The organism is Pseudomonas sp. C7.1 (assembly GCF_056312395.1).
In genome coordinates, this window is record NZ_JBWDTL010000003.1 from 2291543 (window position 1) to 2308079 (window position 16537).

The 16537-nt window shown below is 60.8% G+C and carries 3 protein-coding genes; all 3 read left to right on the top strand.

The features are described from left to right. Nucleotides 1-35 precede the first annotated feature (35 nt). From AC0T4W_RS14210 to AC0T4W_RS14220, 3 genes are read left to right on the top strand one after another with little or no spacing between them, the layout of a single operon-like run. Nucleotides 36-4961: a beta strand repeat-containing protein gene (locus AC0T4W_RS14210; RefSeq protein ID WP_476323678.1), complete on the top strand. Its 4926-nt coding sequence runs from the start codon at nt 36-38 to the stop codon at nt 4959-4961. After that, the gene (locus AC0T4W_RS14215; RefSeq protein ID WP_476319914.1) at nt 4954-15945 is read left to right on the top strand and encodes a VCBS domain-containing protein; all 10992 of its coding nucleotides are present in this window, start codon (nt 4954-4956) and stop codon (nt 15943-15945) included. Before AC0T4W_RS14210 ends, AC0T4W_RS14215 begins: the two co-directional genes overlap by 8 nt. Continuing rightward, a complete protein-coding gene (locus AC0T4W_RS14220) occupies nt 15875-16483 on the top strand; it encodes a type I secretion C-terminal target domain-containing protein (RefSeq protein WP_476319917.1) in 609 nt (202 codons plus the stop codon). The genes AC0T4W_RS14215 and AC0T4W_RS14220 overlap by 71 nt, the downstream gene beginning before the upstream one ends. The last annotated feature ends 54 nt before the right edge of the window (nt 16484-16537 follow it).

The following is a 16537-nucleotide window of genomic DNA, read 5'->3' on the forward strand; positions in this document are numbered from 1 at the left end:
GTCAGGCTGTGGATGAGCAAGCAGGCGCTGACAGCGTGCTCATCACATTTACGGACAACATCACCGACGGTGCGCCTACCGTGACCGTTCCGGACACCGATGGTGCGGGCAACACCACCGACACCACCCTGCCGGAAACTGCAGGTGCCACCACCGGCTCGTTCACTGTCGCCGCTGAAGCCGGGATCACTTCGCTCTCGGTGGGCGGTACAACCGTCACCCTCGCCCAGCTCAATGCCCTGGGCACCACGCCTGTCATCATCAATACCGGTGAAGGCTCCTTGGTACTCACCGGATTCAACGCCGGCGTGGTCAGCTACACCTATGACCCAAGCGTACTGGCCCACACCAATAGCACGGCCATCGTCGACAGCATCGCTATCAGCGTCACCGACGCCAATGGCCAGTCCAGTGCACCGAACAGCCTCGACATCGCCATCACTGACACCGCACCGGTCGCCGTCAACGACACGAACGCCATCACCGAAGACACCGTCACCGCTATTGGCAATGTCCTCACCGGTGCAGGTGCCGACACCGTCGGTGCCGATGCCAATGCCACCCCGGTTACTGCCGGTGTGTTCACCAGCGCCAACGGGTACGGCACCCTGACCCTCAACAGCGACGGCAGTTACAGCTACGCGCTGAACAACAGCAATACTGCTGTTAATGCCTTGAACAACGGCCAGAACTTGACCGACAGCTACACCTACACCCTGACGGACGGTGACGGTTCAACCACCACCGCCACCCTGACCATCACCATCAATGGCCGCACCGACGGTGCGCCTACCGTGACCGTTCCGGACACCGATGGTGCGGGCAACACCACCGACACCACCCTGCCGGAAACTGCAGGTGCCACCACCGGCTCGTTCACTGTCGCCGCTGAAGCCGGGATCACTTCGCTCTCGGTGGGTGGTACAACCGTCACCCTCGCCCAGCTCAATGCCCTGGGCACCACGCCTGTCATCATCAATACCGGTGAAGGCTCCTTGGTACTCACCGGATTCAACGCCGGCGTGGTCAGCTACACCTATGACCCAAGCGTACTGGCCCACACCAATAGCACGGCCATCGTCGACAGCATCGCTATCAGCGTCACCGACGCCAATGGCCAGTCCAGTGCACCGAACAGCCTCGACATCGCCATCACTGACACCGCACCGGTCGCCGTCAACGACACGAACGCCATCACCGAAGACACCGTCACCGCTATTGGCAATGTCCTCACCGGTGCAGGTGCCGACACCGTCGGTGCCGATGCCAATGCCACCCCGGTTACTGCCGGTGTGTTCACCAGCGCCAACGGGTACGGCACCCTGACCCTCAACAGCGACGGCAGTTACAGCTACGCGCTGAACAACAGCAATACTGCTGTTAATGCCTTGAACAACGGCCAGAGCTTGACCGACAGCTACACCTACACCCTGACGGACGGTGACGGTTCAACCACCACCGCCACCCTGACCATCACCATCAATGGCCGCACCGACGGTGCGCCTACCGTGACCGTTCCGGACACCGATGGTGCGGGCAACACCACCGACACCACCCTGCCGGAAACTGCAGGTGCCACCACCGGCTCGTTCACTGTCGCCGCTGAAGCCGGGATCACTTCGCTCTCGGTGGGTGGTACAACCGTCACCCTCGCCCAGCTCAATGCCCTGGGCACCACGCCTGTCATCATCAATACCGGTGAAGGCTCCTTGGTACTCACCGGATTCAACGCCGGCGTGGTCAGCTACACCTATGACCCAAGCGTACTGGCCCACACCAATAGCACGGCCATCGTCGACAGCATCGCTATCAGCGTCACCGACGCCAATGGCCAGTCCAGTGCACCGAACAGCCTCGACATCGCCATCACTGACACCGCACCGGTCGCCGTCAACGACACGAACGCCATCACCGAAGACACCGTCACCGCTATTGGCAATGTCCTCACCGGTGCAGGTGCCGACACCGTCGGTGCCGATGCCAATGCCACCCCGGTTACTGCCGGTGTGTTCACCAGCGCCAACGGGTACGGCACCCTGACCCTCAACAGCGACGGCAGTTACAGCTACGCGCTGAACAACAGCAATACTGCTGTTAATGCCTTGAACAACGGCCAGAGCTTGACCGACAGCTACACCTACACCCTGACGGACGGTGACGGTTCAACCACCACCGCCACCCTGACCATCACCATCAATGGCCGCACCGACGGTGCGCCTACCGTGACCGTTCCGGACACCGATGGTGCGGGCAACACCACCGACACCACCCTGCCGGAAACTGCAGGTGCCACCACCGGCTCGTTCACTGTCGCCGCTGAAGCCGGGATCACTTCGCTCTCGGTGGGTGGTACAACCGTCACCCTCGCCCAGCTCAATGCCCTGGGCACCACGCCTGTCATCATCAATACCGGTGAAGGCTCCTTGGTACTCACCGGATTCAACGCCGGCGTGGTCAGCTACACCTATGACCCAAGCGTACTGGCCCACACCAATAGCACGGCCATCGTCGACAGCATCGCTATCAGCGTCACCGACGCCAATGGCCAGTCCAGTGCACCGAACAGCCTCGACATCGCCATCACTGACACCGCACCGGTCGCCGTCAACGACACGAACGCCATCACCGAAGACACCGTCACCGCTATTGGCAATGTCCTCACCGGTGCAGGTGCCGACACCGTCGGTGCCGATGCCAATGCCACCCCGGTTACTGCCGGTGTGTTCACCAGCGCCAACGGGTACGGCACCCTGACCCTCAACAGCGACGGCAGTTACAGCTACGCGCTGAACAACAGCAATACTGCTGTTAATGCCTTGAACAACGGCCAGAACTTGACCGACAGCTACACCTACACCCTGACGGACGGTGACGGTTCAACCACCACCGCCACCCTGACCATCACCATCAATGGCCGCACCGACGGTGCGCCTACCGTGACCGTTCCGGACACCGATGGTGCGGGCAACACCACCGACACCACCCTGCCGGAAACTGCAGGTGCCACCACCGGCTCGTTCACTGTCGCCGCTGAAGCCGGGATCACTTCGCTCTCGGTGGGTGGTACAACCGTCACCCTCGCCCAGCTCAATGCCCTGGGCACCACGCCTGTCATCATCAATACCGGTGAAGGCTCCTTGGTACTCACCGGATTCAACGCCGGCGTGGTCAGCTACACCTATGACCCAAGCGTACTGGCCCACACCAATAGCACGGCCATCGTCGACAGCATCGCTATCAGCGTCACCGACGCCAATGGCCAGTCCAGTGCACCGAACAGCCTCGACATCGCCATCACTGACACCGCACCGGTCGCCGTCAACGACACGAACGCCATCACCGAAGACACCGTCACCGCTATTGGCAATGTCCTCACCGGTGCAGGTGCCGACACCGTCGGTGCCGATGCCAATGCCACCCCGGTTACTGCCGGTGTGTTCACCAGCGCCAACGGGTACGGCACCCTGACCCTCAACAGCGACGGCAGTTACAGCTACGCGCTGAACAACAGCAATACTGCTGTTAATGCCTTGAACAACGGCCAGAACTTGACCGACAGCTACACCTACACCCTGACGGACGGTGACGGTTCAACCACCACCGCCACCCTGACCATCACCATCAATGGCCGCACCGACGGTGCGCCTACCGTGACCGTTCCGGACACCGATGGTGCGGGCAACACCACCGACACCACCCTGCCGGAAACTGCAGGTGCCACCACCGGCTCGTTCACTGTCGCCGCTGAAGCCGGGATCACTTCGCTCTCGGTGGGTGGTACAACCGTCACCCTCGCCCAGCTCAATGCCCTGGGCACCACGCCTGTCATCATCAATACCGGTGAAGGCTCCTTGGTACTCACCGGATTCAACGCCGGCGTGGTCAGCTACACCTATGACCCAAGCGTACTGGCCCACACCAATAGCACGGCCATCGTCGACAGCATCGCTATCAGCGTCACCGACGCCAATGGCCAGTCCAGTGCACCGAACAGCCTCGACATCGCCATCACTGACACCGCACCGGTCGCCGTCAACGACACGAACGCCATCACCGAAGACACCGTCACCGCTATTGGCAATGTCCTCACCGGTGCAGGTGCCGACACCGTCGGTGCCGATGCCAATGCCACCCCGGTTACTGCCGGTGTGTTCACCAGCGCCAACGGGTACGGCACCCTGACCCTCAACAGCGACGGCAGTTACAGCTACGCGCTGAACAACAGCAATACTGCTGTTAATGCCTTGAACAACGGCCAGAACTTGACCGACAGCTACACCTACACCCTGACGGACGGTGACGGTTCAACCACCACCGCCACCCTGACCATCACCATCAATGGCCGCACCGACGGTGCGCCTACCGTGACCGTTCCGGACACCGATGGTGCGGGCAACACCACCGACACCACCCTGCCGGAAACTGCAGGTGCCACCACCGGCTCGTTCACTGTCGCCGCTGAAGCCGGGATCACTTCGCTCTCGGTGGGCGGTACAACCGTCACCCTCGCCCAGCTCAATGCCCTGGGCACCACGCCTGTCATCATCAATACCGGTGAAGGCTCCTTGGTACTCACCGGATTCAACGCCGGCGTGGTCAGCTACACCTATGACCCAAGCGTACTGGCCCACACCAATAGCACGGCCATCGTCGACAGCATCGCTATCAGCGTCACCGACGCCAATGGCCAGTCCAGTGCACCGAACAGCCTCGACATCGCCATCACTGACACCGCACCGGTCGCCGTCAACGACACGAACGCCATCACCGAAGACACCGTCACCGCTATTGGCAATGTCCTCACCGGTGCAGGTGCCGACACCGTCGGTGCCGATGCCAATGCCACCCCGGTTACTGCCGGTGTGTTCACCAGCGCCAACGGGTACGGCACCCTGACCCTCAACAGCGACGGCAGTTACAGCTACGCGCTGAACAACAGCAATACTGCTGTTAATGCCTGACACGAACGCCATCACCGAAGACACCGTCACCGCTATTGGCAATGTCCTCACCGGTGCAGGTGCCGACACCGTCGGTGCCGATGCCAATGCCACCCCGGTTACTGCCGGTGTGTTCACCAGCGCCAACGGGTACGGCACCCTGACCCTCAACAGCGACGGCAGTTACAGCTACGCGCTGAACAACAGCAATACTGCTGTTAATGCCTTGAACAACGGCCAGAGCTTGACCGACAGCTACACCTACACCCTGACGGACGGTGACGGTTCAACCACCACCGCCACCCTGACCATCACCATCAATGGCCGCACCGACGGTGCGCCTACCGTGACCGTTCCGGACACCGATGGTGCGGGCAACACCACCGACACCACCCTGCCGGAAACTGCAGGTGCCACCACCGGCTCGTTCACTGTCGCCGCTGAAGCCGGGATCACTTCGCTCTCGGTGGGTGGTACAACCGTCACCCTCGCCCAGCTCAATGCCCTGGGCACCACGCCTGTCATCATCAATACCGGTGAAGGCTCCTTGGTACTCACCGGATTCAACGCCGGCGTGGTCAGCTACACCTATGACCCAAGCGTACTGGCCCACACCAATAGCACGGCCATCGTCGACAGCATCGCTATCAGCGTCACCGACGCCAATGGCCAGTCCAGTGCACCGAACAGCCTCGACATCGCCATCACTGACACCGCACCGGTCGCCGTCAACGACACGAACGCCATCACCGAAGACACCGTCACCGCTATTGGCAATGTCCTCACCGGTGCAGGTGCCGACACCGTCGGTGCCGATGCCAATGCCACCCCGGTTACTGCCGGTGTGTTCACCAGCGCCAACGGGTACGGCACCCTGACCCTCAACAGCGACGGCAGTTACAGCTACGCGCTGAACAACAGCAATACTGCTGTTAATGCCTTGAACAACGGCCAGAACTTGACCGACAGCTACACCTACACCCTGACGGACGGTGACGGTTCAACCACCACCGCCACCCTGACCATCACCATCAATGGCCGCACCGACGGTGCGCCTACCGTGACCGTTCCGGACACCGATGGTGCGGGCAACACCACCGACACCACCCTGCCGGAAACTGCAGGTGCCACCACCGGCTCGTTCACTGTCGCCGCTGAAGCCGGGATCACTTCGCTCTCGGTGGGTGGTACAACCGTCACCCTCGCCCAGCTCAATGCCCTGGGCACCACGCCTGTCATCATCAATACCGGTGAAGGCTCCTTGGTACTCACCGGATTCAACGCCGGCGTGGTCAGCTACACCTATGACCCAAGCGTACTGGCCCACACCAATAGCACGGCCATCGTCGACAGCATCGCTATCAGCGTCACCGACGCCAATGGCCAGTCCAGTGCACCGAACAGCCTCGACATCGCCATCACTGACACCGCACCGGTCGCCGTCAACGACACGAACGCCATCACCGAAGACACCGTCACCGCTATTGGCAATGTCCTCACCGGTGCAGGTGCCGACACCGTCGGTGCCGATGCCAATGCCACCCCGGTTACTGCCGGTGTGTTCACCAGCGCCAACGGGTACGGCACCCTGACCCTCAACAGCGACGGCAGTTACAGCTACGCGCTGAACAACAGCAATACTGCTGTTAATGCCTTGAACAACGGCCAGAACTTGACCGACAGCTACACCTACACCCTGACGGACGGTGACGGTTCAACCACCACCGCCACCCTGACCATCACCATCAATGGCCGCACCGACGGTGCGCCTACCGTGACCGTTCCGGACACCGATGGTGCGGGCAACACCACCGACACCACCCTGCCGGAAACTGCAGGTGCCACCACCGGCTCGTTCACTGTCGCCGCTGAAGCCGGGATCACTTCGCTCTCGGTGGGCGGTACAACCGTCACCCTCGCCCAGCTCAATGCCCTGGGCACCACGCCTGTCATCATCAATACCGGTGAAGGCTCCTTGGTACTCACCGGATTCAACGCCGGCGTGGTCAGCTACACCTATGACCCAAGCGTACTGGCCCACACCAATAGCACGGCCATCGTCGACAGCATCGCTATCAGCGTCACCGACGCCAATGGCCAGTCCAGTGCACCGAACAGCCTCGACATCGCCATCACTGACACCGCACCGGTCGCCGTCAACGACACGAACGCCATCACCGAAGACACCGTCACCGCTATTGGCAATGTCCTCACCGGTGCAGGTGCCGACACCGTCGGTGCCGATGCCAATGCCACCCCGGTTACTGCCGGTGTGTTCACCAGCGCCAACGGGTACGGCACCCTGACCCTCAACAGCGACGGCAGTTACAGCTACGCGCTGAACAACAGCAATACTGCTGTTAATGCCTTGAACAACGGCCAGAACTTGACCGACAGCTACACCTACACCCTGACGGACGGTGACGGTTCAACCACCACCGCCACCCTGACCATCACCATCAATGGCCGCACCGACGGTGCGCCTACCGTGACCGTTCCGGACACCGATGGTGCGGGCAACACCACCGACACCACCCTGCCGGAAACTGCAGGTGCCACCACCGGCTCGTTCACTGTCGCCGCTGAAGCCGGGATCACTTCGCTCTCGGTGGGTGGTACAACCGTCACCCTCGCCCAGCTCAATGCCCTGGGCACCACGCCTGTCATCATCAATACCGGTGAAGGCTCCTTGGTACTCACCGGATTCAACGCCGGCGTGGTCAGCTACACCTATGACCCAAGCGTACTGGCCCACACCAATAGCACGGCCATCGTCGACAGCATCGCTATCAGCGTCACCGACGCCAATGGCCAGTCCAGTGCACCGAACAGCCTCGACATCGCCATCACTGACACCGCACCGGTCGCCGTCAACGACACGAACGCCATCACCGAAGACACCGTCACCGCTATTGGCAATGTCCTCACCGGTGCAGGTGCCGACACCGTCGGTGCCGATGCCAATGCCACCCCGGTTACTGCCGGTGTGTTCACCAGCGCCAACGGGTACGGCACCCTGACCCTCAACAGCGACGGCAGTTACAGCTACGCGCTGAACAACAGCAATACTGCTGTTAATGCCTTGAACAACGGCCAGAACTTGACCGACAGCTACACCTACACCCTGACGGACGGTGACGGTTCAACCACCACCGCCACCCTGACCATCACCATCAATGGCCGCACCGACGGTGCGCCTACCGTGACCGTTCCGGACACCGATGGTGCGGGCAACACCACCGACACCACCCTGCCGGAAACTGCAGGTGCCACCACCGGCTCGTTCACTGTCGCCGCTGAAGCCGGGATCACTTCGCTCTCGGTGGGTGGTACAACCGTCACCCTCGCCCAGCTCAATGCCCTGGGCACCACGCCTGTCATCATCAATACCGGTGAAGGCTCCTTGGTACTCACCGGATTCAACGCCGGCGTGGTCAGCTACACCTATGACCCAAGCGTACTGGCCCACACCAATAGCACGGCCATCGTCGACAGCATCGCTATCAGCGTCACCGACGCCAATGGCCAGTCCAGTGCACCGAACAGCCTCGACATCGCCATCACTGACACCGCACCGGTCGCCGTCAACGACACGAACGCCATCACCGAAGACACCGTCACCGCTATTGGCAATGTCCTCACCGGTGCAGGTGCCGACACCGTCGGTGCCGATGCCAATGCCACCCCGGTTACTGCCGGTGTGTTCACCAGCGCCAACGGGTACGGCACCCTGACCCTCAACAGCGACGGCAGTTACAGCTACGCGCTGAACAACAGCAATACTGCTGTTAATGCCTTGAACAACGGCCAGAACTTGACCGACAGCTACACCTACACCCTGACGGACGGTGACGGTTCAACCACCACCGCCACCCTGACCATCACCATCAATGGCCGCACCGACGGTGCGCCTACCGTGACCGTTCCGGACACCGATGGTGCGGGCAACACCACCGACACCACCCTGCCGGAAACTGCAGGTGCCACCACCGGCTCGTTCACTGTCGCCGCTGAAGCCGGGATCACTTCGCTCTCGGTGGGTGGTACAACCGTCACCCTCGCCCAGCTCAATGCCCTGGGCACCACGCCTGTCATCATCAATACCGGTGAAGGCTCCTTGGTACTCACCGGATTCAACGCCGGCGTGGTCAGCTACACCTATGACCCAAGCGTACTGGCCCACACCAATAGCACGGCCATCGTCGACAGCATCGCTATCAGCGTCACCGACGCCAATGGCCAGTCCAGTGCACCGAACAGCCTCGACATCGCCATCACTGACACCGCACCGGTCGCCGTCAACGACACGAACGCCATCACCGAAGACACCGTCACCGCTATTGGCAATGTCCTCACCGGTGCAGGTGCCGACACCGTCGGTGCCGATGCCAATGCCACCCCGGTTACTGCCGGTGTGTTCACCAGCGCCAACGGGTACGGCACCCTGACCCTCAACAGCGACGGCAGTTACAGCTACGCGCTGAACAACAGCAATACTGCTGTTAATGCCTTGAACAACGGCCAGAGCTTGACCGACAGCTACACCTACACCCTGACGGACGGTGACGGTTCAACCACCACCGCCACCCTGACCATCACCATCAATGGCCGCACCGACGGTGCGCCTACCGTGACCGTTCCGGACACCGATGGTGCGGGCAACACCACCGACACCACCCTGCCGGAAACTGCAGGTGCCACCACCGGCTCGTTCACTGTCGCCGCTGAAGCCGGGATCACTTCGCTCTCGGTGGGTGGTACAACCGTCACCCTCGCCCAGCTCAATGCCCTGGGCACCACGCCTGTCATCATCAATACCGGTGAAGGCTCCTTGGTACTCACCGGATTCAACGCCGGCGTGGTCAGCTACACCTATGACCCAAGCGTACTGGCCCACACCAATAGCACGGCCATCGTCGACAGCATCGCTATCAGCGTCACCGACGCCAATGGCCAGTCCAGTGCACCGAACAGCCTCGACATCGCCATCACTGACACCGCACCGGTCGCCGTCAACGACACGAACGCCATCACCGAAGACACCGTCACCGCTATTGGCAATGTCCTCACCGGTGCAGGTGCCGACACCGTCGGTGCCGATGCCAATGCCACCCCGGTTACTGCCGGTGTGTTCACCAGCGCCAACGGGTACGGCACCCTGACCCTCAACAGCGACGGCAGTTACAGCTACGCGCTGAACAACAGCAATACTGCTGTTAATGCCTTGAACAACGGCCAGAACTTGACCGACAGCTACACCTACACCCTGACGGACGGTGACGGTTCAACCACCACCGCCACCCTGACCATCACCATCAATGGCCGCACCGACGGTGCGCCTACCGTGACCGTTCCGGACACCGATGGTGCGGGCAACACCACCGACACCACCCTGCCGGAAACTGCAGGTGCCACCACCGGCTCGTTCACTGTCGCCGCTGAAGCCGGGATCACTTCGCTCTCGGTGGGTGGTACAACCGTCACCCTCGCCCAGCTCAATGCCCTGGGCACCACGCCTGTCATCATCAATACCGGTGAAGGCTCCTTGGTACTCACCGGATTCAACGCCGGCGTGGTCAGCTACACCTATGACCCAAGCGTACTGGCCCACACCAATAGCACGGCCATCGTCGACAGCATCGCTATCAGCGTCACCGACGCCAATGGCCAGTCCAGTGCACCGAACAGCCTCGACATCGCCATCACTGACACCGCACCGGTCGCCGTCAACGACACGAACGCCATCACCGAAGACACCGTCACCGCTATTGGCAATGTCCTCACCGGTGCAGGTGCCGACACCGTCGGTGCCGATGCCAATGCCACCCCGGTTACTGCCGGTGTGTTCACCAGCGCCAACGGGTACGGCACCCTGACCCTCAACAGCGACGGCAGTTACAGCTACGCGCTGAACAACAGCAATACTGCTGTTAATGCCTTGAACAACGGCCAGAACTTGACCGACAGCTACACCTACACCCTGACGGACGGTGACGGTTCAACCACCACCGCCACCCTGACCATCACCATCAATGGCCGCACCGACGGTGCGCCTACCGTGACCGTTCCGGACACCGATGGTGCGGGCAACACCACCGACACCACCCTGCCGGAAACTGCAGGTGCCACCACCGGCTCGTTCACTGTCGCCGCTGAAGCCGGGATCACTTCGCTCTCGGTGGGTGGTACAACCGTCACCCTCGCCCAGCTCAATGCCCTGGGCACCACGCCTGTCATCATCAATACCGGTGAAGGCTCCTTGGTACTCACCGGATTCAACGCCGGCGTGGTCAGCTACACCTATGACCCAAGCGTACTGGCCCACACCAATAGCACGGCCATCGTCGACAGCATCGCTATCAGCGTCACCGACGCCAATGGCCAGTCCAGTGCACCGAACAGCCTCGACATCGCCATCACTGACACCGCACCGGTCGCCGTCAACGACACGAACGCCATCACCGAAGACACCGTCACCGCTATTGGCAATGTCCTCACCGGTGCAGGTGCCGACACCGTCGGTGCCGATGCCAATGCCACCCCGGTTACTGCCGGTGTGTTCACCAGCGCCAACGGGTACGGCACCCTGACCCTCAACAGCGACGGCAGTTACAGCTACGCGCTGAACAACAGCAATACTGCTGTTAATGCCTTGAACAACGGCCAGAACTTGACCGACAGCTACACCTACACCCTGACGGACGGTGACGGTTCAACCACCACCGCCACCCTGACCATCACCATCAATGGCCGCACCGACGGTGCGCCTACCGTGACCGTTCCGGACACCGATGGTGCGGGCAACACCACCGACACCACCCTGCCGGAAACTGCAGGTGCCACCACCGGCTCGTTCACTGTCGCCGCTGAAGCCGGGATCACTTCGCTCTCGGTGGGTGGTACAACCGTCACCCTCGCCCAGCTCAATGCCCTGGGCACCACGCCTGTCATCATCAATACCGGTGAAGGCTCCTTGGTACTCACCGGATTCAACGCCGGCGTGGTCAGCTACACCTATGACCCAAGCGTACTGGCCCACACCAATAGCACGGCCATCGTCGACAGCATCGCTATCAGCGTCACCGACGCCAATGGCCAGTCCAGTGCACCGAACAGCCTCGACATCGCCATCACTGACACCGCACCGGTCGCCGTCAACGACACGAACGCCATCACCGAAGACACCGTCACCGCTATTGGCAATGTCCTCACCGGTGCAGGTGCCGACACCGTCGGTGCCGATGCCAATGCCACCCCGGTTACTGCCGGTGTGTTCACCAGCGCCAACGGGTACGGCACCCTGACCCTCAACAGCGACGGCAGTTACAGCTACGCGCTGAACAACAGCAATACTGCTGTTAATGCCTTGAACAACGGCCAGAACTTGACCGACAGCTACACCTACACCCTGACGGACGGTGACGGTTCAACCACCACCGCCACCCTGACCATCACCATCAATGGCCGCACCGACGGTGCGCCTACCGTGACCGTTCCGGACACCGATGGTGCGGGCAACACCACCGACACCACCCTGCCGGAAACTGCAGGTGCCACCACCGGCTCGTTCACTGTCGCCGCTGAAGCCGGGATCACTTCGCTCTCGGTGGGCGGTACAACCGTCACCCTCGCCCAGCTCAATGCCCTGGGCACCACGCCTGTCATCATCAATACCGGTGAAGGCTCCTTGGTACTCACCGGATTCAACGCCGGCGTGGTCAGCTACACCTATGACCCAAGCGTACTGGCCCACACCAATAGCACGGCCATCGTCGACAGCATCGCTATCAGCGTCACCGACGCCAATGGCCAGTCCAGTGCACCGAACAGCCTCGACATCGCCATCACTGACACCGCACCGGTCGCCGTCAACGACACGAACGCCATCACCGAAGACACCGTCACCGCTATTGGCAATGTCCTCACCGGTGCAGGTGCCGACACCGTCGGTGCCGATGCCAATGCCACCCCGGTTACTGCCGGTGTGTTCACCAGCGCCAACGGGTACGGCACCCTGACCCTCAACAGCGACGGCAGTTACAGCTACGCGCTGAACAACAGCAATACTGCTGTTAATGCCTTGAACAACGGCCAGAACTTGACCGACAGCTACACCTACACCCTGACGGACGGTGACGGTTCAACCACCACCGCCACCCTGACCATCACCATCAATGGCCGCACCGACGGTGCGCCTACCGTGACCGTTCCGGACACCGATGGTGCGGGCAACACCACCGACACCACCCTGCCGGAAACTGCAGGTGCCACCACCGGCTCGTTCACTGTCGCCGCTGAAGCCGGGATCACTTCGCTCTCGGTGGGTGGTACAACCGTCACCCTCGCCCAGCTCAATGCCCTGGGCACCACGCCTGTCATCATCAATACCGGTGAAGGCTCCTTGGTACTCACCGGATTCAACGCCGGCGTGGTCAGCTACACCTATGACCCAAGCGTACTGGCCCACACCAATAGCACGGCCATCGTCGACAGCATCGCTATCAGCGTCACCGACGCCAATGGCCAGTCCAGTGCACCGAACAGCCTCGACATCGCCATCACTGACACCGCACCGGTCGCCGTCAACGACACGAACGCCATCACCGAAGACACCGTCACCGTTATTGGCAATGTCCTCACCGGTGCAGGTGCCGACACCGTCGGTGCCGATGCCAATGCCACCCCGGTTACTGCCGGTGTGTTCACCAGCGCCAACGGGTACGGCACCCTGACCCTCAACAGCGACGGCAGTTACAGCTACGCGCTGAACAACAGCAATACTGCTGTTAATGCCTTGAACAACGGCCAGAGCTTGACCGACAGCTACACCTACACCCTGACGGACGGTGACGGTTCAACCACCACCGCTACCCTGACCATCACCATCAATGGCAACAACGATGCCCCAATTGTTTTGGTAAGCACTGCACGTGTATCCGAGGAAGGCCTCGCTGGCGGTCGTCCTGACACTACTGGTGTCTCTGACCTCAGTAATGCGAAAACCATCACGGGACAAATGGTAATTCAGGACACTGAAAATGATGCGCTTACCGTCACTTTGAATGCACCAACTACTGGCTTGACCTCTGGCGGTCAGGCTATTACATGGGTCGGTACCGGAACAGGTTTGCTTATTGGTTATGCCGGGTCAGCCGTACCAGCGAATGAAGCTATTCGCGTCAGCATCGACAATAGTGGTAGCTACACAGTTACGCTGTCTAAGCCGCTAGATCATGGCACCACTAACGTCGAGGACATACTGCAAATAGGCGTCGGGGTAACCGTTAGTGATGGTGCTCTTTCCACATCGTCCACCCTGACGGTCGTTGTTGAAGATGATATGCCGAGCGACTCTATTGTGCGCACGCTGGAGGTATCGGTCGACACTATCATCATCAAGAACCTGCAGGGCGGCTGGAACAATGAGACCTTCGGCTCCGGCACCCAGTCCGTCACAAAAGTCACCAACAATGACTCCGACAGCCTTGTCGACGCCATCCGCTGGGGCGACTCCAACGGTCGCTCCAGCTACGAGCTGGTGGATGACTCCACACTGGCCAGCAGTACCGGCCAAACAATCGCTGCAGGCACGCTGTTCAAACTAGCGGACTTCACCCATGTAAATCAGCCAGTCAACGGTTCGATAGCGTCGCTGGACACCATCACCATGACCATGACCATGGATGTGGTCATCAATGGCACCTTGGTCAAGGTGCCATTCACCGTACTGCTCGATCATACGGAAACAACCAACGGCAGCGACCCCATCGCCTCGCGCGACATCATCAATCTGCCCAGCCAGAACGTACTCGTTGAGCTGAATGGCCAGACCTACTCGTTCAAGCTTGAGGGCTTCAAGGACAGCAGCGGCAATATCGTCAACACCATCTACACCAATGAGAACGCTAGCAACTCCTTCGAGATCTACGGCAGCCTAAACACCACCCTGTCCATGCCGAGCGTCTCGGGCAGCGTTGCCGGCAGCGCCGGTGCAGACGGTTTCGGTAGTGTGACCTGGGGCAACCTGAGCAATGAATACGGCACCCTGACCACTAGCGCCGACGGCGGTTACCGCTTCGTCCTCAACGAGAAAGGTTATGCCTTAGTCCAAGCAGGCACACCGGTACCGGCCCCGACATTCAACTACACCGTAAGTGACAAAGATGGTGATGCGTTCAATAGCACGCTGACCATCAACCTGCAGGCGGATAGGGACTCAGCACCGGTGGCAAATGATAATTTCGCCCAGGCAGTGTTAACCCAAAGAACCACGGCCATAACGAATGTGGCCGGGTTCTCAGTGGTCGATACCCGCAGTTTTGGCGGCGATACTGACCCCAATGAAGGGTCTTCTGTGGTGACCAGCGGATCCATGACCGTTTCTGGCGGCACCGGCACTATCACGTTCAACGCCGCCCTTAGCGGAGGCAACAACGACTACTACCGGTATGCGCTGGAAACACTTAACAGCAATGGCACCAGCTGGACTACCGGCAGCTATACGGATCTGCAGAGCGGTAACAACAGCATCAGCAATCTAGCCGCCGGCACCTATCGAATCCGTTTGTATGTTCTGGACAGAAACAACTGGAGCGGAAATGCAACAGCCACTCTGACCGACATCGCGCTGGTCACCGCACTGGTAACACCGATCATTGAGGCAGCCGCAGCCGAAGGCAATGTGCGCACCGACGTCAATAACCACATCGACAGCACCAATGCCTGGGGTTCAGTGGACAGCGTCGGCCAGGAAGATGCCTTGATCAGCGCGGTCAACGGTTTCAATGTGGCGAGTAGCGGAAGCACCAACATCACTGGCCAGTACGGCACGCTGTCCATCGCAGCCAATGGCTCGTACACCTACACGCCAAACGCCAACTACAGCAACGTCGGCAGGAGCGAGACCTTCACCTACACCCTGAGCCAGCCTGACGGTGACAGCGATACCGCCAACTTCAGTCATCAATATCGGCAACACCGCCTACACCCCTCCCACGCCAATTAGCGGCAGCGGGGCGCTGAATGGTGCCGCCGGTAATGATGTGATTCTCGGCAGCATCGGTGTCGACACACTGAACGGCAATGCGGGCAACGACCATCTGGAAGGCAAGGCCGGCAACGACACCCTCAATGGTGACGCAGGCATGGACATCCTCATCGGCGGCGAAGGTGACGACATCCTTTACGGTGGCACGGGTGCCGACACCTTCGCCTGGCACGCAGGTCATACCGGCAAGGACACCATCAAGGACTTCACCCTCAGCGGCGCCGAGAGCGACACCATCGACCTGCGCGATCTGCTCCAAGGCGAGAACGAAAACAACATCGGTGACTTCCTACGCGTGATAACCACGGGTGGAGTGACCAAGCTGGAAGTCAGCAGCCATGGCGAGTTTGCTCAGGGCGCCGCAGCGGACGTGACCATCACTCTGGAAAACAACGGCGCAGCGGTCGATCTTTCCAGCTACGGCTCGACCTCCTCGCAGATGATCAACTCACTGATCGCCGGTACCGACCCAACGATCAAAGTCGACCATAGCTGATGACCACAACCCCGCTACCATAAGGAAGCGGGGTTGTTTATTCAGGGCGGCCAA